Origin of the sequence: Cupriavidus sp. SW-Y-13 (assembly GCF_009793345.1) — a bacterium.
Taxonomy (GTDB): domain Bacteria; phylum Pseudomonadota; class Gammaproteobacteria; order Burkholderiales; family Burkholderiaceae; genus Cupriavidus.
The window spans coordinates 2,358,725-2,383,371 of sequence record NZ_WHLX01000001.1 but is presented as its reverse complement, the minus strand read 5'-3'; the positions used below and the strand labels follow the sequence as shown (position 1 = coordinate 2,383,371).

Here is a 24,647-nt window from a genome sequence, read left to right as displayed (position 1 = left end):
TCATGAATTTTGCACTGATCCTTTTTGTGCTGGTGGTCATTACGGGCATTGCCTGGGTTGCCGACAAGCTGGTATTCGAACGTCAACGCCGCAGCACGGCCCAACTGGCGCTCGCGGAGTTCGATGCGCAGCGGCAGTTGCAGGCGGCAACGGGCAGCCCGGAGATTGATCGGTCGCGCGCCAAGCTTGCCGAAGAGAAGCTGCGGCAGCCGTGGTGGCTCGAATATTCGGCCAGTTTCTTTCCGGTCATCCTGGCAGTGTTCGTGCTGCGCTCGTTCGTGGTGGAGCCGTTCAAGATTCCGTCCGGCTCGATGATTCCCACGCTGTTGATCGGTGACTTCATCCTGGTCAACAAGTACAACTACGGCATTCGTCTGCCCGTGGTGAACAAGAAGGTCATTGACATTGGCGAACCGCAGCGCGGCGACGTGATGGTGTTCCGTTATCCGAAAGATGAGTCGCTCGACTACATCAAGCGTGTGATCGGCGTGCCGGGCGACGTGGTGCGTTACGAGAACAAGAAGCTCACGATCAACGGCAAGCCAGCGGAGTACACGCAGCTGCCCGATTATCTCGACGAGGAGCGGTTGTCATATTCCAGGCACTTCCTCGAGACGCTGCCAGGCGGCGTCCAGCACGGGATTCTTAACGATGCTGACCGGCCCGCGTTTATCGCTGGCGCCGATCCGGATTTTCCGTTCCGCGATAACTGCACTTACAATCAGCTGGGGCTGACCTGCAAGGTGCCGGAAGGCCACTATTTCGTCATGGGGGACAACCGTGACAACAGCCTGGATTCCCGGTATTGGGGATTCGTGCCTGACAAGAACATCGTCGGCCGCGCATTCATGATCTGGATGAATCTGGGCAATTTCGGGCGCGTGGGGTCGTTCAAGTAAGTCCTGGCAGTCTCACGCAGCGCAAAACACTCAAAAACGAGGGCAGCGCAGATGGGTCAAGAAATTTGGTTTCGGGGAAGCCGGGGTTGTGCCCGTGCTGGCGTGACGAAAAAATCACGTGGCTTTTCGATGGGATCGCTGCTGGTGATTCTCCTCCTCATCATCGCGGTGGCAATCCCCGCGCTGAAGTCGATACCCAGCGTGATGGAATATTTTTCGGTCAAGCGTGCGGTGAATTACGCACGGGACAATTCCAGCAACCGCAAGGAACTGGCCGCGAGCTTCGACAAGCAAGCCTCGATCGACGATATCCGGTCGATCCATGGTGAAGATCTGGATATTACGGAAGACGATACCGGGCGGATTCGCTCGGTTGGATTCGAGTACCGGACCGAGGTGAAAATCTACGGTCCATTAAGCTTTTTGATTACCTATTCGGGAACGCAGTAACGACATGACCTTCGACGCCTTGCAGCAACGTCTCGGCTACCGATTCAGCAAGCCCGAATTGCTGCAGCAGGCGCTCACGCATCGCAGCCATAGCGCCAATCACAACGAGCGCCTGGAGTTCCTGGGCGATTCGGTGCTGAATTGCGCCGTGGCCGACATGCTGTACGGCATGTTCGGCAAGTTGGACGAAGGCGATCTGTCGCGCGTGCGGGCCAACTTGGTCAAGCAACAGGCGCTCTACGAGATTGCGCAGATGCTCCAGCTCTCAGAGGTGCTGCGTCTGGGCGAGGGTGAGTTGAAGAGCGGCGGTTTCCGCCGCCCATCGATTCTCGCCGATGCGCTTGAGGCGATTGTCGGTGCGGTGTTCCTGGACGCGGGATTCGATGCCGCCCGCGCATTGATCCGCAAGTTGTATATCCCGATTCTGGAGCAGGTGGATCCGCGCACACTGGGCAAGGACGCCAAGACGCTGCTCCAGGAGTACCTGCAGGGCCACAAGATCGCCCTGCCGCAGTACAACGTCATCGCCACGCACGGTGCGGCTCACAGCCAGCAATTTGAAGTCGAGTGCATCGTGCCTAAACTGGAGGTGCGCGTGTTTGGCACCGGCGCCTCGCGGCGTGCGGCCGAACAGGCGGCGGCCAAGCTGGCGCTGGACGAAGTCCAGAAGCTCGTGCCCCAGTTGCTCAAGCGCAGCCGCGCCGAGCGTACGGGCAAGACACGCAAGCAGCCGGTGCCCCCGGATCCCCAGTTGTCTCTCAGGTTGAAGGAATGACCGATTCTCTCCCTCCGTCGCAGCAAGCGGCGGACACTTCCGGTGCCCCGGCATTTCGTTGCGGCACCGTGGCCATCGTTGGCCGTCCCAATGTCGGCAAGTCCACGCTGATGAATGCGCTGGTCGGCCAGAAAGTCAGTATCACGTCGCGCAAGGCGCAGACAACGCGCCATCGGATAGTGGGTATCCAGACCACGGACGACGCACAGTTCGTGTTTGTTGATACGCCAGGTTTTCAGACTCGCCATGCCAGCGCGCTGAACCGCACGCTCAATCGTGCTGTTACGTCGACGCTCTCGTCGGTGGATCTGGTGCTGTTCGTTGTGGAAGCCGGGTATTTCGGCGCCGATGATGAAAAGGTGCTGTCGCTGCTGCCGAAGAACACGCCGGTGCTGCTGGTGTGCAACAAGCTCGATCGGATCGGCGAAGGCCGCACCGAAGTGATGATGCCGTTCCTGGAGCAGATGGGGCAGCGCTTCCCGTTCACGGAAGTGGTGCCGATGTCGGCCAAGACACACGATCACATCGAGCGCTTGCTGGCCATCATCCGTCCTTATTTGCTCGAAGGCGAGCCGATGTACGACGTGGATGCCATGACCGACCGGAGCGAGCGCTTCCTGGCATCGGAAATCATCCGCGAGAAGGTGTTCCGCTGGACGGGCGACGAACTCCCTTACACAAGCACGGTGATCATCGACAAGTTCGAGACCGAAGGGCGCCTGCGTCGGATTTTCGCGACGATCCTTGTCGAGCGCGACGCGCACAAGGCCATGATCATCGGTAACAAGGGTGCCAAGCTCAAGCAGATCTCCACCGAGGCACGCCTTGACATGGAAAAGTTGTTCGACGGCAAGGTCTACCTGGAAATGTGGATCAAGGTAAAGAGCGGCTGGGCCGATAACGAAGCCGGGTTGCGGGCCTACGGCTACGAGTGAGCAAGATGCCTGACGTGCGCCGCGCCGCCGTGCCGCGGGCGCGCAGTGCCGATCCCATTGCCGAGGAGGCTGCCGAGGTGCTGGAGTCCGGCGTAGGCGGAGCCTTGAGTCCGGCGGTCGTGGCTGGCCGGGAAATGATGGATCGCGCCATGCGCATCGTGCCGGCCCGCTCGGAATTGCGGGTCAGCAACGAGGCCGGATTTGTGCTGCACGCGTATCCGTATCGCGAGACAAGCCTGATCCTTGATGTGTTCACGCGTGACCATGGACGCATGGCGATGGTGGCCAAGGGCGCCAAGCGTCCGCATTCGGCGTTGCGCCCGGTGCTCCAGCATTTTCATCCAATCTCGATGTCGTGGACCGGGCGCGGCGAGGTCAAGACCCTCACGAAGGCCGAGTACGTGGGCGGCATGTTGCCGCTGGCGGGCGATGCCCTGCTGTCAGGTTTCTATCTCAACGAATTGCTATTGCGATTCTGCCCTCGCGAGGATTCGCATCCCGCACTGTTCAAGCACTACATGATCACGCTGACGCGGCTGGCGCATGGCGAATCGGCCAGCCTCGTGCTGCGCAGCTTCGAGCGTGTGTTGCTGCAGGAAACCGGTTTCGCCGTGGCGTTTGACCAGTGCGTGAAGAGTGGCGAGCGTGTGCAGGCAGGGTTCGACTACGTCTACCAGCCTGAACGGGGCGTGCGGCGTGCGCATGCAAGCGATCCGTCGAGCTGGCCGGTGGTGGCGGGCCAGACATTGCTCGACATGGCGCAGGACGATTACTCGCGCGCGCAGACCGCAGCGCAAAGCCGCGCGCTGATGCGGTTTCTTCTGCATTATTATCTGCAGGGCGAGCCGCTCAAGACGCGCCAGATCCTGATTGATCTGCAATACCTTTGATATTCATTTTTTCGAGCAAGCCGGCATGATCTTCCACGCGAATCCCGGGGTCATCGACCTGGGCATCAATATCGATCACGTTGCCACGCTGCGCAATGCGCGCGGCACGGTCTATCCCGATCCGATCCAGGCTGCGCTGCAAGCCGAAGAAGCTGGCGCGGACCTGATCACGCTGCATCTGCGCGAGGATCGCCGGCATATCCGCGACGCCGATGTGTTCGCGCTGCGCCCGAAGCTGGCCACGCGCATGAACCTGGAGTGCGCCGTCACCTCGGAGATGCTCGACATTGCCTGTCAGGTCAAGCCGCAGGACGTCTGCCTCGTGCCCGAGAAGCGCGAGGAAGTGACCACGGAAGGCGGACTCGATGTGAAGGGCCACTTCGAACAGGTCAGCGCGGCATGTCGCCAACTGGCCGATGCGGGAATCCGCGTTTCGCTGTTCATCGATGCGGACCCGGAGCAGATTGCCGCTGCCGCTGCGTGCAAGGCGCCGGTGATCGAGATTCACACGGGCCGATACGCGGAGGCTCACACGCCCGAAGTGCAGGATGTGGAGTTCCGTCGTGTCGCCGAAGCCGTGAATGCGGGGCAGAAGCATGGCCTGATCGTTAACGCGGGGCATGGTCTGCACTACACCAACGTTCAGCCGATCGCGGCGCTGCCTGGCATCAAGGAGCTGAACATTGGTCATGCAGTGGTTGCCCATGCCGTATTTGTCGGCTGGCAGAATGCCGTGCGCGAGATGAAGGCGATCATGGTGGCTGCTCGCCTGGGTACGCGCTATCCGGTGCCGGGGCAAGCCGCGTGATCTACGGTGTCGGCACCGACATCATTCAGATTGATCGCGTGCAGGGCGTAATGGAGCGCACGCGCGGTCGATTTGCCGAGAAGGTGCTCGGCCCACGCGAACTGAAGGTCTATCACGCACGCAAGGCGCGCTCGGAGAAGCGCGGCCTGGCCTTTTTGGCCACGCGCTTCGCTGCCAAGGAGGCGTTTTCCAAGGCCATCGGCCTCGGTATGCGCTGGCCGATGACGTGGCGCGCGATGGAGCTGCTGAACCTGCCCTCGGGCGAGCCCACGCCGCAATGCACGGGCGAATTGGCCGACTGGGTGCGGGAACGCGGCTTGACCATCCGTGTCAGTGTCAGTGACGAAAAAGACTATGCGGTCGCGTTTGCGATCGCGGAGCAGACCAGCGTGTCCGGTCTGTTGCCTGAAACCGCCTCGAACTGAATCGATATGAACAAGAAAGTGACTGGCAAGCATCCGGGCCCGGTAGTGCTCGACGTGGTGGGAAAGAAGCTCAATGCCGAGGACGCACGACGCATCGCACACCCGCTGACCGGCGGCGTCATCCTGTTTGCGCGCAATTTCGAATCGCGCGCACAGTTGACTGCGCTGACGCGCGCGATTCGTAACGTCCGGGACGATGTGCTGATCTGTATCGACCATGAAGGTGGTCGCGTGCAACGTGCGAAGACCGATGGATTCACGCACCTCCCGGCCATGGCGAAGCTCGGCCAGCTATGGGACCGCGATGTGCTTCTGGCCACCAAGGCCGCTATCGCCTGCGGGTATGTACTTGCAGCCGAACTGCGCGCCTGCGACATTGACCTGAGCTTCACGCCCGTGCTCGATCTCGATTTTGGCCGTAGTGGCGTGATCGGAGATCGCGCGTTCCATGCGGATCCGCGCGTGGTCACCATGCTGGCCAACCACCTGACGCATGGCCTGCTGCTTGCTGGCATGGCCAACTGCGGCAAGCACTTCCCTGGACACGGTTACGTGGAGGCGGATTCGCATGTGGCTGTGCCGGTCGACGAGCGTCCGCTTGAGGAGATCCTGGCACACGACGCCCGTCCCTATGACTGGATGGGTCCGGCGCTGGCCTCGGTCATGCCGGCGCATGTCATTTATCCGAAGGTCGATCCCAACCCCGCCGGCTTCTCGCGTTTCTGGCTGCAGGACATCCTGCGTGCGCAGCTTGGTTTCGAAGGTGTGATTTTCAGCGACGACCTCAGCATGGAAGGTGCCAGTGTGGCCGGCAGCGTTACGCAGGGCGCGCGCGCCGCGCTAGATGCCGGCTGCGATATGGTGTTGATCTGCAACAACCCCGATAAGGCCGACCAACTGCTGACGGAGTTGGATACGCCGGCCAGCAAGGCATCGCAGCGCCGCATTCGGAAGCTGTTCGGTCGACGCAAGCCGCTGGACTGGAACAAGCTCGAGCAAGAGGGCGAGTACCGGGCGTCCTTGCGGTTGTTGAAGGAGTTGGCGCTGATCGCCTGAGGCACTCAGGCGAAGTTGCGCAGAAGAACAAAAAGGGCAGCCGAAGCTGCCCTTTTTTATCGCGTGGCGCCGTGAAGCTTAGTTGGCGCGGCTGCGGTATTCGCCGGTGCGCGTATCGATTTCGATCTTGTCACCGATGTTGCAGAACAGCGGCACTTGCAGTTCGAAACCGGTATTGATCTTGGCGCCCTTGAGCACCTTGCCCGACGACGTATCGCCCTTGACGGCCGGCTCGGTATAGATGATCTCGCGGACCAGCGTGGTCGGCATTTCCACCGAGATGGCCTTCTCGTTGTAGAACACGACTTCAACAGCCATGCCGTCTTCGAGGTAGTTCAGCGCGTCACCCATGCTGTCCTTCTCGACTTCGAACTGGTTGTAGTCGGCGTCCATGAAGACGTACATCGGATCCGCGAAGTACGAGTACGTGCATTCGCGGCGGTCGAGCATGACCACTTCAAACTTGTCGTCGGCCTTGAAAACGGACTCGCCCGGGGCTTCCGTCAGCAGGTTCTTGTACTTCATCTTGACGACGGCGGCGTTACGGCCCGACTTGTTGTATTCGGCCTTCTGAACCACCATCGGGTCGGAACCGATCATGAACACGTTGCCGACGCGGAGTTCCTGTGCGATTTTCATCTGAACTGTCTTCCTGAAAAAATTTGGTCCGGGTTCGATATCGGCCCGGAAAAGCGGTGTGGCGAAGGCGCGCAGCCGGCAGTTTGTTCTTGGCCTTGAAACTTGGGGCCCGCCATCAAAATCAACCGGCTATTTTACCCGATTTTCGCTGAAGTCCACCAGATTCGCAGCCAGATCGCCCAGGTGCTGCAACTGCCGCTGCCAGCGGTCCATCCCGGCGGTCAGCGCCGGCAGTTGTGCATAAAGCGCCGCCCAGTCCGGGGTTCCACCGTAGCCGTTCCATGTGTGCCAGAACTCGCGCAATGCGGCGGAGGCGTCCGGCGCAACACCGGCGCGAGCGAAACGCGTCAGCCAGGCGTCGAGCTTGATGTGGTGCGCATCGTCGTCTTGCGGGTAGATGTGCCAGACCAACGGCCGGGCAGCCCAGTGGGCGCGCACGAAGGAATCCTCGCCACGCACGAAGTTGATGTCGCAGGCCCACAGCAATTCGTCATAGTGTTCCTGGCGCACAAAAGGGATGCCGTGCAGTACAAGGTTTCCGCGACGATGCGAGGTGCCGGGCTGCATCGATGCACCAAGCCACGCTTCGATCTGCGTCGCGGCGAGGCCTTGTGGCACGAAGCAGTCGATGGATAAATCGCCGTGCTGCCATTGGTCGAGCAGCGCAGGGGTGGCAGGATTGGCGTAGGCGAACAGGCTGATTTTCAACGCATCCGGCGTGGGCTTTACGCCCAACCGGTGCCATAGTGCGGCGTGGGCGGCGGGGCTGGTACGAAACGCATCGCGCGAAGCGCCAATCATCGATTCTCGCAGCAAGCCACCGGTACCGCGGGCAAAGCCTGGAAAGAAGAAATACTTCGTCAGCGGCAGGCGCGGGTGCGGTGACGCCATCGCATGATGCTCCGCCACCCAGTCTTCCGCGCTCATGTATTCAAGGTTCAGCCATACGGGTTTGCGCGGCGCTGCGGCCATGGCTTGCAGGAACGGGGCCGGCAAGTGGCAGGCAAAGGCTTCGATCACGACATCGTGCGGCATGGGGGCGTCAAACGGCGCGTCGGCGCTGGCGGGCTGCCAGGTGCGGATGTCAACGCCCGCCAGCCGTTGCCGTTCGGCCGTCGGGTCGAGTTCAGGAGCCAGTCTCGCGAAGCTGTGGAGGTCATCTACCCAGAGCCTGACGGTATGGCCGTGCTCCTGCGCAAGCTGGCGGGCAAGTCGCCAGCAGACACCAATATCGCCGTAGTTGTCGACGATGGTGCAGAAGATATCCCAGGAACGGATTGGCATGGCGGTGAGGGCGATCCCCTTGGGAAAAGTCTCGGGGAAGAATTGCTCTAAACTTGCGATTCTAGGCCAGCACCGTGGTTTGGCGTCGCATTTTGGCGGCGTGGTCCGGCGCAGCAAGGCACTTATATTCGTCCCACAATCCCGATGCCCGAGCAGGAATCCGCTTCCCCGATTGACCCGGCGCCTTCGCCGACAGACTCTGTTTCGGAGCCGCTGCAGCCACGGCAGGCATCCGAGCCACCGGATGTACCCGAGTTCGATCCACGCCCGATCCTGGCGCGCATGCCCGGATTGCCTGGCGTCTACCGCTATATCGATGCCGACGGTAACGTGCTCTACGTGGGCAAGGCGCGGGACCTGAAGAAGCGCGTATCCAGCTACTTCAACAAGACACAGTTATCGCCGCGCATCGCGATGATGGTGGGCAAGATCGCCCGTATCGAGACGACTGTGGTGCGTACCGAGGCTGAAGCGCTCTTGCTTGAGAACAATCTCATCAAGGCGCTGGCGCCTCGTTACAACATCCTGTTTCGGGACGACAAGTCTTATCCATTCCTGAAGCTGACCGGGCACAAGTTCCCGCGCATGGCCTACTACCGTGGTGCCACCGATCGCAAGCACCAGTACTTCGGCCCGTTCCCGAGCGCCCACGCGGTTCGGGAGAGCATGCAGATCCTGCAGAAGGTATTCCAGTTGCGTACCTGTGAGGATTCGGTGTTCAACAACCGCACGCGCCCGTGCCTCCTGCACCAGATCCATCGCTGCACGGCGCCATGTGTGGACGCAATCAGCGCGGAGGACTACGCACGCGATGTTGGCAATGCCGCGCGGTTCCTGCAGGGCAACGAAACCGAGGTGCTTGAAGCGCTGCAGTCCAAGATGGAATCGCACGCGGTGCAACTGGAATTCGAGCAGGCGGCCGCCGTGCGCGACCAGATCGGTGCGCTCTCCACCGTGCTCAAGCGCCAAGCGGTGGAAGAGGTTGGCCAGGCCCGTGACATTGACATCCTGGCCGTGGCGGTCCAGGGCGGCCGCGCTTGCGTAAACCTGGCGATGGTGCGCGGCGGTCGGCATCTGGGCGACAAGGCCTATTTCCCCGCTCACGCCGACGAAGCGGCGATGATCGTCGAGGAAAGCGACGATGCCGGTGGCGAGGGGGAGGCCGGAGCCATGTCGGGAGATGGTGTGCTCACCGTCGATCGGATTGCCGCGCGTGTGCTGTCGGCCTTCATGATTCAGCATTACCTGGATCAGACCGCGCCGCCCATTGTCGTAGTCAGTCACCTGCCTGCGGATAGTGCCGTCGTGGAGGCCCTTTCGATGCAGGCAGGCCGCAAGGTGGCGCTGGTACGGCAGCCGCAAGGTCAGCGCAGGATCTGGCTCGAAATGGCGATACAGGGTGCCGACCTCGCGCTGGCACGCCGTTTGGCTGAACAAGGCAGTCAGGAGGCGCGCACACGGGCGCTGGCCGAGACCATCAGTCTCGACATGGAGGACCTTTCGATGCTGCGCATCGAGTGCTTCGACATCAGTCACACGGCAGGCGAAGCAACTCAGGCATCGTGCGTGGTGTTCCACCACCATGAGATGCAGAATGGCGAGTACCGTCGCTTCAATATTGTCGATATCACCCCGGGCGATGACTACGCAGCGATGCGGCAGGTGCTGACCCGTCGTTACCAGAAGCTTGTCGAACAGATTCAGGAAGAGGGTGGCGACCCCGGCGACGTAGGGGCCGAAGGGGTACCGAGGATGCCGCGTGTGGTGCTGATCGACGGCGGCAAGGGGCAGGTGGAGGTGGCGCGGCAGGTGTTCGAGGAACTTGGCCTCGACATCGGCCTGCTGGTCGGTGTGGCGAAGGGGGAGGGTCGCAAGGTCGGGCTGGAGACGCTAATCTTTGCCGATGGGCGACCATCGCTGGAACTTGGGCAAGGGAGTGCTGCGCTGATGCTTGTGGCGCAGATCCGCGACGAGGCGCACCGGTTTGCGATCACCGGCATGCGGGCGAAGCGGGCCAAGGCGCGTACGACATCGCGACTCGAGGAAATCGAGGGCATCGGGGCGCGCCGCCGCCAGAAACTGTTGACGCGTTTCGGCGGCTTGCGTGGCGTGATGGCAGCGAGTATCGACGAGCTGGCGAGCGTGGATGGCATCTCGCGCACGCTGGCCGAGGAAATCTATCGGCAGCTTCATTGATCGACGCCGGGTAGGGGTTGCGCCTTGGCAATTGTGCGGCTTCCGCCCAAAATTATCGGGTTTGATCCGAAATAGGCGACAATCGCCCATCCGATATCGGAGGCTCGGCTGATTCGCGCCTCCCAGACCCCCTCGCACATGCCATTGAATATTCCCATCCTGCTGACCTGGCTCCGCGTGGCCATGATTCCGCTTGTCGTCGGGGTCTACTACCTGCCGGAAGCCTGGTTGCCGATGCATACCAAGAACGTGACGGCGGCGTCCTTCTTCATCATCGCGGCGGCGACGGACTGGCTCGACGGCTTCCTGGCCAGGCGCTGGAACCAGACTTCATCCTTCGGCGCCTTCCTGGATCCGGTGGCGGACAAGCTTATGGTCACCGCCGCGCTGCTCTCGCTGCTGGCACTGGGTCGAGTGGCCGATCTGATCGCGCTGGTGATCATCGGCCGTGAGATTACGATTTCGGCGCTGCGTGAATGGATGGCGCAGATTGGCGCGTCCAAGAGCGTCGCCGTCAACTTTTTGGGCAAACTCAAGACCACGGTGCAGATGGTTGCCATTCCCCTGCTACTGTTTAACGATTCGTTGATGGGCATCGACGCGTCAGTGCTCGGCGGCTGGATGATTTACCTGGCTGCGGTGCTCACGCTATGGTCGATGATTTACTACATGAAGCTGGCGTGGCCGCAGATCCGCGAGCGCAGCGATGCACTGACCAGCGCCCGCACGCAAAAATGAAAATCCCTGCAAAAAGTTGTTGACGAGCCGGTTCGTCTTTTGCAATAATCTCGTTCTCGCTGCTGACGACAGAAACGAAGGCAGCAAGATAAGCAGGACTTAGTGCGAATTGCCAGCATAAAGCTGCGTAGTTAAAAGAAGTTGCGCGATAGTCTGCTTTTCGGTAGTATGCAGGACCCTGCGGGAGTAGCTCAGTTGGTAGAGCGCAACCTTGCCAAGGTTGAGGTCGCGAGTTCGAGACTCGTCTCCCGCTCCAGGTTAATGGCATCTGGTGATTCGGATTCGTCGGATCGGCAGATTGGCAGCATCGCTGCCACGCAGTAAAAGTTGTATGCGGGAGTAGCTCAGTTGGTAGAGCGCAACCTTGCCAAGGTTGAGGTCGCGAGTTCGAGACTCGTCTCCCGCTCCACATCCCAAAGGGAAGCAGTGCTTCCCTTTTTCTTTCCAGGGATTGTCTCCGCGTTGCACAGGATGTGCGCAGCGAATACGGATACAATTCAGGATCGTCACCTGGCGGGGTGGCAGAGTGGTTATGCAGCGGCCTGCAAAGCCGTGTACGCCGGTTCGATTCCGACCTCCGCCTCCAGTATCAGCAAGACGGCGCCCGATGTGGCGCCGTTTTTGTTTTCCTCGCTTCCCGCATACCTTTTCAACAGTTCACGGTGCCAACGTTGGCGCGGCACCTCGCAAGTATTCGGTGAAAGCGAGCAGACCCTGCGTTGGGAACTTGTCCTGATGGACTACCAATTGCAGCGGTCGAATCACGCGAGGCAGGCCCTGGCGCAGGGCGACTAACAGGCCGCGCTCGATCTCGTCGCGCACAACGTGCAAGGAGAGGCAACTGACGCCAAAGCCGCTCATCACCGCACGCTTGATCGCCTCCGCATTCCCCAGCTCAAGGGCAAATCGAAGGGTGCCTAGCGCTGGCACGAGGCGGGCCTCGATGATCTCCCTGGTCCCCGATCCAGGTTCTCGCACGATCCAGTCAGCCTCTCGCAGCATCTCGTGCAGCGCCTCGGTCTGATGGGCTACCGTTGCCAGCGGATGGCCAGGACCGACGATCACCACCATCTCGTCGTCGCACCAATGCACGCTGCGCAGGTCGCGTTCGTGGCTGGTTCCCTCGATCAGTCCGATATCGGCGTCGAATTGCATCAGCGCATTCAGAACGTCCTGGGTATTTCCAATCCGTAAGTCCAGCGTGCACGGACCAGCCTGCGCATTGCGAAAGCCCGCCAGCAGCGCGGGCAGGATATAGCTGCCGATCGTATTGCTGGCGGCGATACGGAGCTGCACGCCGCTTGCCGAGGCAAAGCGTTCCAGTTCATGCGCCTGATCCAGAAGGGACAGCGCGCGTGGGAAAAATTGCCGCCCCGCCTCGTTAATGGACAGGCGACGCGCCACGCGGTCGAACAATGCGCCGTTTAGTGCGCGCTCTAGTTCGGCGAGCGATGCACTGACGGCGGACTGCGACATCGCTAGCGCGTTGGCTGCGGCCATGGTGCTTCCATGCTGTGCGACGGCGACGAAGACCTGAAGCTGGCGGAGTGTGAGACGAAGTGGACGCTGATCCATGATCTATCGATAAAACTGTTTACGCATAACGATATTACCCGTTTTACGGGTTGATCACGGATGCGTACGCTTCGGTCATTCAACAAGAACGCCGTCGCTGCCATGTCCACGACTCCTGCCCCGCACACAGTAGCCACCTCTCTTGCCCCGTCCGCGATCACGTTGTGGCGCAAGAGACTGCTGACACTCATTCCCCTCGGGGCAATCGCGTGGTTGGCACAGGTGCTCGCGGATCATCCGGCGATTTCGCAATACGGGCTGTCGGCGCTGACGCTGGCCATGTGTGCAGGCATGGTGGCGGCAAACACCATGCCGAAGCACTGGCTGACGCCGTTGGCGCCCGGCATGCAGGTCGCCCGACATCATTTGTTGCGGCTCGGCGTGGCGCTCTACGGCCTGCGTCTGACGTTTGGCGCGATTGCGGCGCTTGGTGTCGGCGGGGTAGCGGTGCCGCTGATGATGTTGGTCGCGACGCTGCTCTTTGGTACTTGGGTGGGGTCGAGTTTCTTCGGCCTGAGTCGTCGCGAGGCTATTCTGGTCAGTGCGGGAAGTGCCGTGTGTGGTGCGGCGGCTGCGATTGCCGTGGCTTCGGTGGTCCGCACCGACGATCGGCAGACTGCCGTGGCCGTGGCGACAGTCGTCCTGTTTGGCACTGCCGGCATGCTGCTGTACCCGTGGATCCATGAACTGTTGACGCAACACTGGCACGTGGCTGTCAGCGATCGCGCCTTCGGGATCTTCACAGGCGCCACGCTACATGAAGTGGCCCAGGTCATCGCATCGGGGAAGATGATCAATGACGCCACGGCTGATGCGGCGGTGGTCGCCAAGATGGTGCGCGTGCTGGCGCTTGGCCCCTTGTTGCTGATCATGGCCCTGTGGCCGCGTACAAGCTGGTCGCAGGAAGCAGGTGGCCATCGCAATCTGCGCGGGCTGCTGCGCTCGGTACCGTGGTTTGCCGTGGGCTTCGTTGCCGTGATGGCGCTGAACTCGGCTGCCCTGGTGCCGTCAGAGTGGAAGCCTGCGCTGGTGGCCTTCGACAACTGGCTGCTGGCCTGCGCGATGCTCGCGATCGGCCTGCATACTCGCATTAGCGATCTGCTACGCGCTGGACGCAAGCCGCTGGCGCTTGCCGGCCTGTTGTTCGTCTTCCTGATGGGTGCGGGCGCAGTGCTCTGCGCATGGCTGGTGTGACTGGCCGAGGAGAGGGAAGGGGAGGGAAGTGGTGCGGCCGACGGGGGTCGAACCCGTAAGCCCGTAAGAGCGGCAGATTTTAAGTCTGCTGAGTCTACCAATTTCTCCACGGCCGCACGGCAAGCCCGGTATTGTGGTGGCTTCGCCCTTGGGAAGCAAGCCGAAACCTCGCCCAGGCGTCGCGACAAGCTCACTGTTCGATGTGATCTCGCTGTTACTGGCGGTAACAATGTCGATACCTCCGTTTCACCTCAAAGACGGGGGCCTCGTACAATAGCGATATCAGAATCCCTGACAGTAGAGGCACGATCATGAAACGTTGGTTGTTCGCAGCATTCGGTGTGGCCGCCGCGCTGGCGTCGGGCGCTGCAATGGCGCGTGTGAACGTTGACGTCGCGATCGGCGTCCCGGGCGTCGTGGTAGGCGGGCCTGCCTACTACCCGCCAGCACCCGCGTACTATGCGCCTCCGCCCCCGGTGGTGGTTGCACCGGCACCGGTCTACTATGGCCCGCCCCCAGTGGTGGTTCGCCCTGCGCCGGTCTATTACGGTCCGCGTTATTACGGCGGTGGTCCGCGCTACTACGGTCCTCGGCCCTACTACGGTCCTGGCTGGCATGGTCGGGGTCATGGTCACGGCCATGGACATGGTCATGGCCACGGTCATCGCTAATACAGGTCTGACCGGTTTCGAACCTTTCACACCTCGCTTAGATTTGATGAAAGAGCCCCTGTCGGGGCTTTTTCTATTTCTTTTCTCTGAAAAAGCGCCGCTTCGTGGATTCCTACATGCCGTGTTTGGACGTCTGAGTTGTCAGTTCCCCACTCAATTCGTCGCTCAAAGTTTTTGACGCTACGCGTCAAGGGGACTCAACGTTCTCCGAGGGTTTCTCCCTAATATGGAAGAGATGCCGCCGCCCCCACAGCAGCGATACGAGATACAACTGGCTGATGGCGCGGCGATTGTCCGAAACTCGCAAGAAGGGGAATCATATGACCGTCAAATCTCGCATTGCTACGCTCGCCGTTATCGGCGCACTTTCTGGGTTGTCGGCTTCGGCGTTTGCCGCACCGGTCAAATACGATGTTTACAGCGGTGGCCAGCGCGTTGCGGATTCGCGTGACACCTACACCGACGGTGCGCGTGCCGTCGATAAGCGCGACGTATTCCTGGATGGCGCCCGGGTGAATGACAGGCGCGACGCGTTCTCGGACGGTGCGTGAATTGCCGGCGCCGGACAGTATTCGAAAAGACCCGCAAACGCGGGTCTTTTCATTTGGACGGAAGCAGTCAAGCGGTATGCAGGTGAAGGACTTTCAACTGCCGTGCGAAGTGCTTTCGCATTTTCGCGAGAAGCTCGCGCGATATACTGCGACCTCAACCCTGAACCGATGGAGAGAGGTATGCAGCAAAAAACCGTAATGACGGCAGATGACGTGAAGAAAGTACTGGTTGCTGCCGAGGCAGAAGCCAAGGCCAATAACTGGGCCGTCACGATTGTTGTCGTCGACGACGGTGGTCATCCGCTCGGCATGCAGCGTCTGGACGGCGTGGCACCGATCTCCGCCTACATCGCCACGGAAAAGGCGCGTACGGCGTCGCTGGGTCGCCGCGAGTCGAAGATCTACGAAGACATGATCAATAACGGCCGCTACTCGTTCATGACCGCGCCGGTGTTGCACGGCATGCTGGAAGGCGGCGTGCCTATCGTTGCGAACAATCAGGTGGTGGGCGCAGTGGGTGTCTCCGGCGTGAAGTCCACTGAAGACGCGCAGATCGCACGCGCGGGCATCGCTGCCCTGGGTCTCTGATCTTCCGGCCGTCAGCGGTCATCAGAAGTAAAAAGCCCCGCAGGCGCAATGCCTGCGGGGCGGTATAAAAAGGTGGCATGGCTGGCATCGGGCGGTGCGGCAAGGGGTTTGGAATCCTGCCGTACCGCTTGAATCCGATCGTCTGGCTACTGCCTAACACCCATCGAAGGGTGGTCCCCACAAAAGTCGTTAGAGCCCGTCCGGCCCTGCTCGTTGCAATCGGGTCGGCGCAGATTACTTGGTCAGAATCAGCTTGCCATAGCGCGTCACGCGCAGTGTGTAGACATCGCCGTTATGCAGGATCGGCAGCGTCGTGGCGCCTTGCATGATGGCTTCCAGCGGCATTGCTGGTGTGTCGGTATTGCTGGCAGGCGCTTGGCGCATCAGAGCCTCAAGGCGTGCGGGCAGCGCAGCGACCACTGACTTGACCGATTCCAGTGCGGAGGGAGCAGCAGATACCTCGCGACGCGCCTGCGGTGCAACTTCCACGCGGCGCAGGGAAAGGCGGCGGCGCGTGACTTCACGCGGTTGCGACAGCGGCAGGCTCAGAGTGCTCATGGTCTTCTCCGTTCGAAGCTTTCAGTGGGTTGGTGGATTCACCGGATCACTGGGTGTCAGGGTTGCGATTCGCCACAGCGGCTGGGCAAATCACGATGGAAATGATCATAAATGAGAATTGTTATCATTACAAGGGGGCGATGCGTGAAGTTTGCATGTCGTTACATCTGTGAGGGCATCGGTACTTCGCGCCCATGAAAAAGGGCACCCGCCAGGGGTGCCCTCTTACAACCGAGCCAAGTGTTGCCGAAAGAATCAGCGCTTCGGTTCGGTGATGAAGCCGATCTTGCCGAGTCCGCCATGCTGGGCGGCGGCCATCACCTCGGCCACCTTCTCGTACTTGACGTCGCGGTCGGCGCGAAGATGCAGCTCGGGTTGCGGCTGGAGCAGCGCGGCTTCTGCAATGCGCTGCTCCAGTTGGGCCGGATCCACTTCTTCCTGATTCCAGAACACCTTGCCCTGCGCATCGACGGAGACGTTGATGTTCACGGGCTTGGTGTCGTTGGGCTGGTTAGTCGCCCGCGGCAGGTCGATCTTGACCGCGTGGTTGATGACGGGAATCGTGATGATAAAGATGATCAGCAGCACCAGCATGACGTCGACCAGCGGCGTCATGTTGATCTCGCTCATCACTTCATCATCGTCACCGTCGAGTGTGCCGAATGCCATGATGCGTTTCCTTCAGCGCGCTGCGCTTAGTTCTTGACCGCCAGCCGCACCGAAGCGTCGTCGGCGGCAGCGCGGGCAGCGGAGGTAGCCGGACGCAGACGCGCGCCGGTCACGAAGTAGGCGTGCAGGTCGTGCGCAAAGCGGTTCAGCTTGCTGATCACGCCCTTGTTGCCACGGCTCAGGGCGTTGTAGCCCAGCACTGCGGGAATTGCCACTGCCAGGCCGAAGGCGGTCATGATCAGCGCTTCGCCCACCGGGCCAGCCACCTTGTCGATGGTCGGAACGCCCGAGGCGCCGATACCGATCAGGGCGTGGTAGATGCCCCAGACCGTACCGAACAGGCCGACGAACGGTGCGGTAGAACCGACCGACGCCAGGATAGCCAGGCCGGATTGCATCCGCGACACGGCTTCGTCGATCGCGCTCTTCAGCGAACGGGTCAGCCAGTCAGACATATCGAGCGCGTCGTGCAGTTGCGGTGCACTGGCGCGATGGTGTTGCGCGGCTTCCTTGCCGGTCAGGGCCAGGGTGCGGAAGGGGTTGGCGTCGCTCGCGCCGAGCGTGTCCAGGGCGTGATCGAAATCGTCCGAGTGCCAGAAGCGCTTCTCGGCGCCGTGCGCCATCTTCTTGAGGCGGACCAGATCCCACGCCTTGGTGAGAATCACGATCCACGACAACAGCGACATCACCAGCAGAATGATGGCGGTCGCGCGCATGACGAAATCGCCTTGCGCCCATACGTGTGAGAGTCCGAGGTCCTGCATGGTGGTTCCTGAAAAAGTCAGTGTTTAGGTATGTCGGAAATTTCCGGGGGAATTAGTTCAGCTCGAACTTGATCGGCTGCTGCGCCGTCACAGCCAGCGCACGGCCGTTTTCTGTGTAGGGCTTGCAGCGGATGTTCTTCGCCGCAGTCACCGCTGCCTCGTCAAGCCGTTCGGAGCCGCTGGACTTCGACACCACGGCCTTGATGACCTTGCCCGCTTCGTCAAAGTTCAGGCGTACCACCGCCGTGCCGGTTTCACCCATGCGCTGCGACTGGCGCGGATACACGGGGCTGGGCTGCGAACAGGCCATTTCGCCGATGCCTACGGCACGCGGGGCAGCATTCGATGGGGCGGCCGGTGCGGGTGGCTCGGGTGCGGGCGGTGCGGGTGGCGCAGGCGGTGCCTCGATCGCGGTCGGCGACGGCGGCAGCGATGCCACCGGTTCGGGCGTCGGCTGCGGCTTGGGCGGCGTCGGGCGCGGCGTCACCATCTTGACCTGCTTGGGAGGGGTAGGCTGAGGTTTGGGGGGCGTAGGCGCCGGGGGTTCCGGCGCCTTGGGCGGTTCCATGGGGATGATGCGGGCCATGATCTCGGGAGCGATGACTGCCTCCGTCAATTTGCGTCCCAGCCCGCTCTGAATCAGATATAGCAGGCCGGCATGGAACAGCAGGACTGCAACGGTGATCTTTAAGAATCGTTGATCGAACATGAGGAAAACGGCGGGTCCACCCCGCATGGGGCGCAGTTACTTGCGGTAGAAGAGGATCAACGAGATGCCACATCCGACCAGCAGGCTCAATAGCAGTTCCATGATGATAACGCTCCAGAAAGTACATCCGACGAAACGGGGTCCAACGGGGAGCGCCACTCTTGGGTAGCGTGCATCAGCGGGGTAGTATAAACGATAATGATTCTTATTTGTTGCACATCGTGCAATGCGCTAAGAATCATTAAATGAATTCTTTCCGTTGAGGTCTGCGCCTGCAACATCACAATTGTCCGTGTCCGGTGACGTTGGAATCGCTGCCCTGCATAACATGTCCGATACCCGGGTGAGAAAAACCGCGCTACGATAAACAGAAAACTCCCCATTAGCGGCAGACAAGGCATAGGCAGGCGTGCCCCGCGGTCCGGACGCCAGCCCTGTGCGAAGGGACTCAGCCATGGACTTCAACCGTTTCGCTGAAGACGACCGCACGATGGACGACCGCAGCACATTGCTTCGCGCGACGGCCGGTGTGCCGGGCACGTCTGCGCTGGACTGGATGTGCGCCCAGTTTGCGCTGCGCGTGGTCTGCGCGCTCGGCCCGCGGTTCAATCTCCGCAGCAATATCAATGACGTGCTGACCGTCAGCGCGCAGGAAATGGTCTGGCCTTATGGCGTGGTGCTGCGCGTGCAGCGGTTCCTGTCCGCACGATGCGCCGACATGCCGGCGTGGAAGGGTGCTTCGCGCCTGACGCCCGAGGCATTCCTGGAGCGCCACGGCCAATGGAACAGCGCCTTCGATGAAAGTGCGCTGTTTTACTATCTCGACGAATACGTAAAGCACCAGGCCAAGGACATGTTCGCGGTGTTCGCGGCCTCGTCTGCGGCGATTGCTGCCCGGCTCGATGGCGAGCGTGTGCTGCTGGTTCGCAATATCGACATGCTCAGCCACGTGCTGAACCTGCCCGATCATGAGCGCAAGCTGCTGCTCTATGCGGCGTTGGCCAAGTACAAGCGCGACCTGCGCGCGGTGATGGTCGATTGCAAGGTGGCGCACAGCCAGGAAGCGTTCCAGATTCTTGGTGGTCTGACGGGCGCGAGCCCTGCCGACATCGCGGCATCGTTGCGTCCCGGCTCGCGGTTGGAGACGCTGAACCTGATCGAACAGCCCTTGCCCGAGAACAGCGTGACGGACCTGGGCGACCTGATGCGCCTGTCCGACCGTTTGCTTCATGTGTTACTCGGCAACTATGCGAGCGAGGCCGAGATGATGGCCGTCTTCACGCGTCCGGCGGCACCCCCGACGCTGGGCGTGAGCGACTATCCGCATGTAGAGACCGATGCGCGCTATCTCACCGCGCTGCTTGGCAATGCCACGCGCCAGACCGCATTGGGTGTGAACGTGCTGATCTACGGGCCACCCGGCACGGGCAAGACCGAGTTCGCGCGGCTGCTGGCGCGCGAGGCAGGCTGTGAACTCTATGAGGTGGACTGTCTCGACCGGGATGGCAACAGCCTGTCGGGGCGGGATCGCTATCGCTCGCTGCAGGTCTCGCAGGCATTCTTGCGCGGTCGGCCGCGTACGGCGTTGTTGTTCGATGAGGTCGAGGACGTTTTTCCGGGCAGCGCGCGGGAGCTGATGAGCCTGTTCGGGCAGGAAGATACGCGGGCATCGGTCAACGGCAAGGCTTGGGTTAACCAGACGCTGGAGCAGAACCCGGTGCCCGTGATCTGGATTTCGAACTCGATCCGTCAGATCGACCCGGCCTATCTGCGGCGCTTCCAGTTTCACCTCGAACTCAAGATTCCCCCGCCGCTGGTGCGCGAGAACATCATTCGCAAGCATCTGGGCAGTCTGGATGTGGGCGATGCGTTCGTGGCATCGCTGGCCGCGCGCAAGACGCTGACCCCAGCACAGGTGCAGTCGGCCGCCCGCTTCGTCGAACTGGCGCGGCCCGATGTCGATGAGCCGGTGGAAGCGCTGATCCTGCGGCAACTGGAGCATGCCGATCGTGCCATGGGATTGCGTCCCGAGGCCGAGGCGCGGCCGGTGGTCACGCACTACAGGCTTGACAATCTCAACCTGGAAACGCGCTACGCAGTGGACAAGATCGTGCAGGCGCTGGGTGCCCGCCAGCGTGGCACGCTATGTTTCTATGGCCCGCCCGGAACGGGCAAGACCGCGCTGGCCGAGCATATCGCCGCCGCGCTCGATCTGCCGCTGATGATCCGGCGCGCCTCGGACCTCATGAGCAAGTACGTGGGCGAGACCGAACAGCAGATCGCCGCGATGTTCGCGCGGGCCGAGGAAGATGGAGCGGTGCTGCTGCTCGACGAGGCCGACAGCTTCATGCAGAGCCGGCAGCAGGCCGTGCGCAACTACGAGGTCTCGGAAGTCAACGAGATGCTGCAGGGCATGGAGCGCTTCAACGGCATCTTCGTCTGCACCACCAATCTGTTCGATCGGATCGACGAGGCGGCGCTGCGGCGTTTCTCGTTCAAGATCCGCTTCCTCGCGTTGAAGCCCGACCAGCGAGCGACAATGTTCGTCGACGAAGCGCTCGATGGTGACGCGACGCGCATGACCGACGCCATCCGTCGCGATCTCGATGCGATGGACTGCCTGACACCCGGCGATTTCGCCACGGTCAAGCGGCAGTCTGTCGTGCTGGGGGAAGGGCTGACACCCGACGAATTCCTGGCGCAGTTGCGGCAGGAGCATGCTGTCAAGCCCGAGGTCCGGCATCACCGAACCGTGGGATTCACACAATAGTCCGTCAGGCGGGAAGCGCTGGCGCCGGTTCGATGGCGACCGTTTCTGCACGGGCATCCACATGCAGTAAAGCTGCGGCCATGTCGTGCAGGTGTGCGGCATCCTTTGTCGACAGATAGCGGATTTCGGGTGAGCCATCGGGACTGGCCGCAAGGTCGAACTCGACAAGCTTGCGTGCGAGCTGGCGTGCGATAGCCAGGCCGGTATCGATCAGCGCGAGCCGGTTGCCGACCATGTTTTGGATCGTGTCGGCAAGAAAAGGATAGTGCGTGCAGCCGAGGACCAGCGTGTCGGCACCGGCATCCAGCATCGGCTGAAGATACGTGTCGAGCTTTTCGCGAATCGCAGGGCCAGAGATATCGCCCTGTTCGATCAGGCTCACGAGGCCGTGCCCTGCCGTGCAGAGGTAGCGGCTCTCCCCATCGAGTGAACCTAGCAGCCGATTGAACTTGGTGCTCTTGAGCGTATTGGCTGTTGCCAGTACGCCAACCACCTTGCTTCGGCTCGATGCCGCAGCGGGTTTCAATCCCGGCTCCACGCCGATGATCGGCACCTGCAATCGTTCCCGGAGGGTTTGCACCGCGTGCATGGTCGCCGTATTGCAGGCGATAACGAGTGCCTTGCAACCCTGCGTCACCAGCCACTCGCACACCTGCAGCGTGCGGGCTTCCACAAAGGCTTCGGGCTTGTCGCCATAGGGCGCGTAGCGGGAATCGGCGAAGTAGATCAGCGGCTCATGCGGCAGCATCGCGCGGACTTCGCGCAGGACCGACAGGCCACCGAGGCCGGAGTCGAAGATGCCGATGGGGGAGGGGTTCACGAGGTGGGAGGGGTGAGGGGTTTTCTCCCCTCTCCCGCGAAGTGGGGGAGGGGCGGGGGAGAGGGTGGGCAGTTCAAATAGCCATCGCGGCAAGCAGAACCTCCAGCCCTCTCCCCCAACCCCTCTCCCGCAGGGCGGGAGAGGGGAGCACTACCAAGGCAGCTTAAGCCGCAGCGACCGGAATCCCGGCGATCTTGGCTTGCCATTCCGCCGGGCCGGTCTTGTGAACCGAGGTGCCCGAGCTGTCCACGGCGACCGTGACCGGCATGTCCTTGACGTCGAACTCGTAGATCGCTTCCATGCCCAGGTCTTCGAACGCCAGCACCTTGGCACCGTGGATCGCCTTCGACACCAGATACGCGGCGCCGCCGACGGCCATCAGGTAGGCCGACTTGTGTTTCTGGATCGATTCGATCGCCACGGGGCCGCGCTCGGCCTTGCCGATCATCGCGATCAGGCCGGTCTGCGACAGCATCGTCTCGGTGAACTTGTCCATGCGGGTAGCGGTGGTCGGGCCAGCCGGGCCAACCACTTCGTCACGCACCGGATCCACCGGGCCCACGTAGTAAATCACGCGGTTCGTGAAGTCGATCGGCAGCTTCTCGCCCTTGGCCAGCATGTCGGCGATACGCTTGTGCGCGGCGTCGCGGCCGGTCAGCATCTTGCCGTTGAGCAGCAGGGTCTGGCCCGGCTTCCATGCAGCCACCTGTTCCGGCGTCAGCGTGTTCAGGTCCACGCGTTGCGACTTCTCGGTGTCAGGTGCCCATTCCACCTTCGGCCAGGCGTTCAGGTCCGGAGCTTCCAGTACGGCGGGGCCGCTGCCATCCAGCACGAAATGCACGTGGCGCGTGGCGGCGCAGTTCGGGATCATCGCCACAGGCTTCGACGCGGCGTGCGTCGGCGAGGCCATGATCTTGATGTCGAGCACGGTGGCCAGGCCGCCCAGGCCCTGCGCGCCGATACCGAGCGCGTTGACCTTCTCGTACAGCTCGACGCGCATTTCCTCGATCCAGTCCTTCGGACCACGGGCGATGATGTCCTGGATGTCGATGTGCTCCATCAACGATTCCTTGGCCATGACCATCGCCTTCTCGGCGGTGCCGCCGATGCCGATGCCGAGCATGCCCGGCGGGCACCAGCCGGCGCCCATCGTCGGCACGGTCTTCAGCACCCAGTCAACGATGGAGTCGGACGGGTTCAGCATGACGAACTTCGACTTGTTCTCGGAGCCGCCGCCCTTGGCCGCCACCTGGATGTCCACGGTGTTGCCCGGCACGATCTCATAGTGGATCACGGCCGGCGTGTTGTCCTTCGTGTTCTTGCGAGCGCCTTCGGGCGGGCTGACGATCGAGGCGCGCAGCACGTTGTCCGGGTGCGTGTAACCGCGGCGCACGCCTTCGTTGATCATGTCGGTCAGGCCCATCGTGGCGCCGTCCCAGCGCACATCCATGCCCACCTTGACGAAGATCGTGACGATGCCGGTGTCCTGGCACAGCGGACGCTTGCCTTCGGCGCACATGCGGCTGTTGGTCAGGATCTGTGCAATCGCATCCTTGGCGGCCGGACTCTGTTCCAGCTCGTAGGCACGGCCCAGGCTGGTGATGTAGTCCATCGGGTGGTAATAGCTGATGTACTGCAGCGAGTCGGCGACGCTCTGGATGAGGTCTTCTTGCTTGATGACTGTCATTTTTGTGGGGGAGGGCAGCGGTGAAACACAGCCCGGGATGATACCCCATGGCGACGACGGCTGTATGGCATGCATACAGCCGTCGACAGCTTTGGTCGGGTATTTGTGCGGGGCGAGGAAGTCACCCCGGCGAGGTAGGAATGTTCAGTGTGTCTGTTGCGCCGCACCATCGGTGGCGGTGTGTCCATTTCCATGGCTGGGCGCTGGATGCGGCCCGTGGGAAACCATGCGGTCTACCCAGGCCATGGCCAGCGCCGAGGCCAGGAACGCCACGTGGATGATCACTTGCCACATGATCGTATGGGTGCTGCGCTGGTCTGCATCGATGAAGGTCTTCAGCAGGTGGATCGACGAAATGCCGATCAGCGCCATCGACAGCTTGACCTTGAGAACCCCGGCGTTGACGTGGTCGAGCCACTCGGGCTCGTCAGGATGGTTGTCGATGCCAAGGCGCGACACAAAGGTTTCGTAGCCGCCCACGATCACCATGATCAGCAGGTTCGAGATCATCACGACGTCGATCAGGCCCAGCACCACCAGCATGATCTTGGTCTCGTCATAGGTGGTCACATGCGACAGCAGGTGCCAGACCTCGACGAGGAAGTGGTAGACGTAGACGCCCTGCGCGACGATCAGACCGAGGTAGAGCGGCAGTTGCAGCCAGCGCGAGGCGAAGATGATGCGCGGAATCGGACGGAGGGGGCGATACGAAGGTTGCGGACGGTAGGGGGTGTCGGCCATGGGCGTGCGGATCGGTGTGAATGTCAGCAGACAATTGAAACGGGTCCAGATTGTACCGTGCGTCTTATGACATTGAATGCGCACGCTGGTAACCGAACGTCACCGCGGCGCGTGCCAAAAGGCGATTGCCCTGTTCGGGTATTGCAGGCACCGTGTAGATAGCTGTGCTAAGTTAGTAGTGCCGACTGCACTTGTGCCCCCAGTCTCCCGCGTCTGGCCCCGCTTCTGCTGTTGCAACGCACCACGCGTGTCGCG

General features: G+C 61.6%; 26 protein-coding genes and 4 tRNA genes. 19 read left to right on the top strand and 11 right to left on the bottom strand.

Features of this window, described 5'->3' with window-relative positions:
- Positions 1-2: 2 nt before the first annotated feature.
- Genes lepB through nagZ form a run of 8 tightly spaced genes read left to right on the top strand, consistent with a single transcriptional unit; the run spans position 3 to position 6,238 of the window.
- Positions 3-899 carry a signal peptidase I gene (gene lepB / locus GA566_RS10640; RefSeq protein ID WP_137923095.1) on the top strand — a complete coding sequence of 299 codons (897 nt, stop codon included), beginning with the start codon at positions 3-5 and terminating at the stop codon, positions 897-899.
- A 51-nt stretch (positions 900-950) separates the two neighbouring features.
- On the top strand, positions 951-1,349 hold the full coding sequence (locus GA566_RS10635; protein WP_237380144.1) for a DUF4845 domain-containing protein: 399 nt from the start codon (positions 951-953) through the stop codon (positions 1,347-1,349).
- Positions 1,350-1,353: 4 nt separating this feature from the next.
- Entirely contained in the window at positions 1,354-2,124 is a 771-nt protein-coding gene (gene rnc, locus GA566_RS10630; protein ID WP_137923094.1) for a ribonuclease III, read from the top strand.
- Positions 2,121-3,059 carry a GTPase Era gene (era, locus tag GA566_RS10625; RefSeq protein WP_137923093.1) on the top strand — a complete coding sequence of 313 codons (939 nt, stop codon included), beginning with the start codon at positions 2,121-2,123 and terminating at the stop codon, positions 3,057-3,059. Before rnc ends, era begins: the two co-directional genes overlap by 4 nt.
- A gap of 5 nt (positions 3,060-3,064) precedes the next feature.
- Positions 3,065-3,949, top strand: a complete 885-nt coding sequence (gene recO / locus GA566_RS10620; RefSeq protein WP_160472714.1) for a DNA repair protein RecO — start codon at positions 3,065-3,067, stop codon at positions 3,947-3,949.
- A 25-nt stretch (positions 3,950-3,974) separates the two neighbouring features.
- A complete protein-coding gene (gene pdxJ / locus GA566_RS10615; protein ID WP_137923091.1) occupies positions 3,975-4,757 on the top strand; it encodes a pyridoxine 5'-phosphate synthase in 783 nt (260 codons plus the stop codon).
- Entirely contained in the window at positions 4,754-5,182 is a 429-nt protein-coding gene (acpS, locus tag GA566_RS10610; RefSeq protein ID WP_137923090.1) for a holo-ACP synthase, read from the top strand. The genes pdxJ and acpS overlap by 4 nt, the downstream gene beginning before the upstream one ends.
- A 6-nt stretch (positions 5,183-5,188) precedes the next feature.
- Positions 5,189-6,238: a beta-N-acetylhexosaminidase gene (gene nagZ, locus GA566_RS10605; protein ID WP_137923089.1), complete on the top strand. Its 1,050-nt coding sequence runs from the start codon at positions 5,189-5,191 to the stop codon at positions 6,236-6,238.
- Between the two features lie 78 nt (positions 6,239-6,316).
- Here nagZ and efp read toward each other — a convergent pair whose 3' ends face one another.
- Both efp and earP read right to left on the bottom strand, forming a co-directional pair.
- On the bottom strand, positions 6,317-6,877 hold the full coding sequence (gene efp, locus GA566_RS10600; RefSeq protein ID WP_137923088.1) for an elongation factor P: 561 nt from the start codon (positions 6,875-6,877) through the stop codon (positions 6,317-6,319).
- A 129-nt stretch (positions 6,878-7,006) separates the two neighbouring features.
- Positions 7,007-8,161, bottom strand: coding sequence for an elongation factor P maturation arginine rhamnosyltransferase EarP (earP, locus tag GA566_RS10595; protein WP_137923230.1), 1,155 nt, complete (start codon positions 8,159-8,161; stop codon positions 7,007-7,009).
- Between the two features lie 144 nt (positions 8,162-8,305).
- On the opposite strand from earP, the gene uvrC reads away from it, so the two are divergent.
- From uvrC to GA566_RS10570, 5 genes are all read left to right on the top strand, one after another.
- A complete protein-coding gene (gene uvrC, locus GA566_RS10590; protein WP_202126685.1) occupies positions 8,306-10,357 on the top strand; it encodes an excinuclease ABC subunit UvrC in 2,052 nt (683 codons plus the stop codon).
- A gap of 138 nt (positions 10,358-10,495) precedes the next feature.
- Complete coding sequence (pgsA, locus tag GA566_RS10585; protein WP_137923087.1) at positions 10,496-11,095, top strand: CDP-diacylglycerol--glycerol-3-phosphate 3-phosphatidyltransferase; 600 nt, start codon at positions 10,496-10,498, stop codon at positions 11,093-11,095.
- A gap of 180 nt (positions 11,096-11,275) precedes the next feature.
- Positions 11,276-11,351, top strand: a tRNA-Gly gene (locus tag GA566_RS10580).
- A 77-nt stretch (positions 11,352-11,428) separates the two neighbouring features.
- Positions 11,429-11,504, top strand: a tRNA-Gly gene (locus GA566_RS10575).
- Between the two features lie 103 nt (positions 11,505-11,607).
- Positions 11,608-11,681: transfer RNA gene (locus GA566_RS10570), tRNA-Cys, on the top strand.
- A 71-nt stretch (positions 11,682-11,752) separates the two neighbouring features.
- On the opposite strand, the gene GA566_RS10565 is transcribed toward GA566_RS10570, so the two are convergent.
- Entirely contained in the window at positions 11,753-12,670 is a 918-nt protein-coding gene (locus GA566_RS10565) for a LysR family transcriptional regulator (RefSeq protein ID WP_137923086.1), read from the bottom strand.
- A gap of 102 nt (positions 12,671-12,772) precedes the next feature.
- On the opposite strand from GA566_RS10565, the gene GA566_RS10560 reads away from it, so the two are divergent.
- Entirely contained in the window at positions 12,773-13,864 is a 1,092-nt protein-coding gene (locus GA566_RS10560; RefSeq protein ID WP_137923085.1) for a YeiH family protein, read from the top strand.
- A gap of 29 nt (positions 13,865-13,893) precedes the next feature.
- Here the strand turns inward: GA566_RS10560 and GA566_RS10555 are convergent.
- Positions 13,894-13,980 (bottom strand) — tRNA-Leu (locus GA566_RS10555).
- 195 nt (positions 13,981-14,175) lie between these two features.
- Between GA566_RS10555 and GA566_RS10550 the strand changes: the two genes are divergently transcribed.
- The 4 genes from GA566_RS10550 to GA566_RS10535 all read left to right on the top strand — a co-directional run bounded on the left by GA566_RS10550 (position 14,176) and on the right by GA566_RS10535 (position 15,674).
- Entirely contained in the window at positions 14,176-14,535 is a 360-nt protein-coding gene (locus GA566_RS10550; protein WP_160472713.1) for a hypothetical protein, read from the top strand.
- Entirely contained in the window at positions 14,516-14,713 is a 198-nt protein-coding gene (locus tag GA566_RS10545) for a hypothetical protein (RefSeq protein ID WP_137923083.1), read from the top strand. Before GA566_RS10550 ends, GA566_RS10545 begins: the two co-directional genes overlap by 20 nt.
- A 142-nt stretch (positions 14,714-14,855) precedes the next feature.
- Positions 14,856-15,086: a hypothetical protein gene (locus GA566_RS10540; protein WP_137923082.1), complete on the top strand. Its 231-nt coding sequence runs from the start codon at positions 14,856-14,858 to the stop codon at positions 15,084-15,086.
- Between the two features lie 180 nt (positions 15,087-15,266).
- Positions 15,267-15,674, top strand: coding sequence for a heme-binding protein (locus tag GA566_RS10535; protein WP_137923081.1), 408 nt, complete (start codon positions 15,267-15,269; stop codon positions 15,672-15,674).
- Positions 15,675-15,908: 234 nt separating this feature from the next.
- On the opposite strand, the gene GA566_RS10530 is transcribed toward GA566_RS10535, so the two are convergent.
- The 4 genes from GA566_RS10530 to GA566_RS10515 all read right to left on the bottom strand — a co-directional run bounded on the left by GA566_RS10530 (position 15,909) and on the right by GA566_RS10515 (position 18,374).
- Complete coding sequence (locus tag GA566_RS10530) at positions 15,909-16,232, bottom strand: hemin uptake protein HemP (protein WP_137923080.1); 324 nt, start codon at positions 16,230-16,232, stop codon at positions 15,909-15,911.
- A 255-nt stretch (positions 16,233-16,487) separates the two neighbouring features.
- Positions 16,488-16,901, bottom strand: coding sequence for a biopolymer transporter ExbD (locus GA566_RS10525; RefSeq protein ID WP_137923079.1), 414 nt, complete (start codon positions 16,899-16,901; stop codon positions 16,488-16,490).
- Between the two features lie 26 nt (positions 16,902-16,927).
- On the bottom strand, positions 16,928-17,665 hold the full coding sequence (locus tag GA566_RS10520; protein WP_137923078.1) for a MotA/TolQ/ExbB proton channel family protein: 738 nt from the start codon (positions 17,663-17,665) through the stop codon (positions 16,928-16,930).
- Between the two features lie 52 nt (positions 17,666-17,717).
- Entirely contained in the window at positions 17,718-18,374 is a 657-nt protein-coding gene (locus tag GA566_RS10515; protein ID WP_160472712.1) for an energy transducer TonB, read from the bottom strand.
- 454 nt (positions 18,375-18,828) lie between these two features.
- Here GA566_RS10515 and GA566_RS10510 point away from each other — a divergent pair, with 454 nt between their 5' ends.
- The gene (locus GA566_RS10510) at positions 18,829-21,144 is read left to right on the top strand and encodes an ATP-binding protein (protein WP_160472711.1); all 2,316 of its coding nucleotides are present in this window, start codon (positions 18,829-18,831) and stop codon (positions 21,142-21,144) included.
- Between the two features lie 4 nt (positions 21,145-21,148).
- On the opposite strand, the gene murI is transcribed toward GA566_RS10510, so the two are convergent.
- The 3 genes from murI to GA566_RS10495 form a co-directional block, all read right to left on the bottom strand.
- The gene (gene murI, locus GA566_RS10505; RefSeq protein ID WP_160472710.1) at positions 21,149-21,964 is read right to left on the bottom strand and encodes a glutamate racemase; all 816 of its coding nucleotides are present in this window, start codon (positions 21,962-21,964) and stop codon (positions 21,149-21,151) included.
- Between the two features lie 163 nt (positions 21,965-22,127).
- Positions 22,128-23,651, bottom strand: coding sequence for a fumarate hydratase (locus GA566_RS10500; protein WP_160472709.1), 1,524 nt, complete (start codon positions 23,649-23,651; stop codon positions 22,128-22,130).
- Between the two features lie 144 nt (positions 23,652-23,795).
- Positions 23,796-24,392: a TIGR00645 family protein gene (locus tag GA566_RS10495; RefSeq protein WP_160472708.1), complete on the bottom strand. Its 597-nt coding sequence runs from the start codon at positions 24,390-24,392 to the stop codon at positions 23,796-23,798.
- Positions 24,393-24,647: the final 255 nt, after the last annotated feature.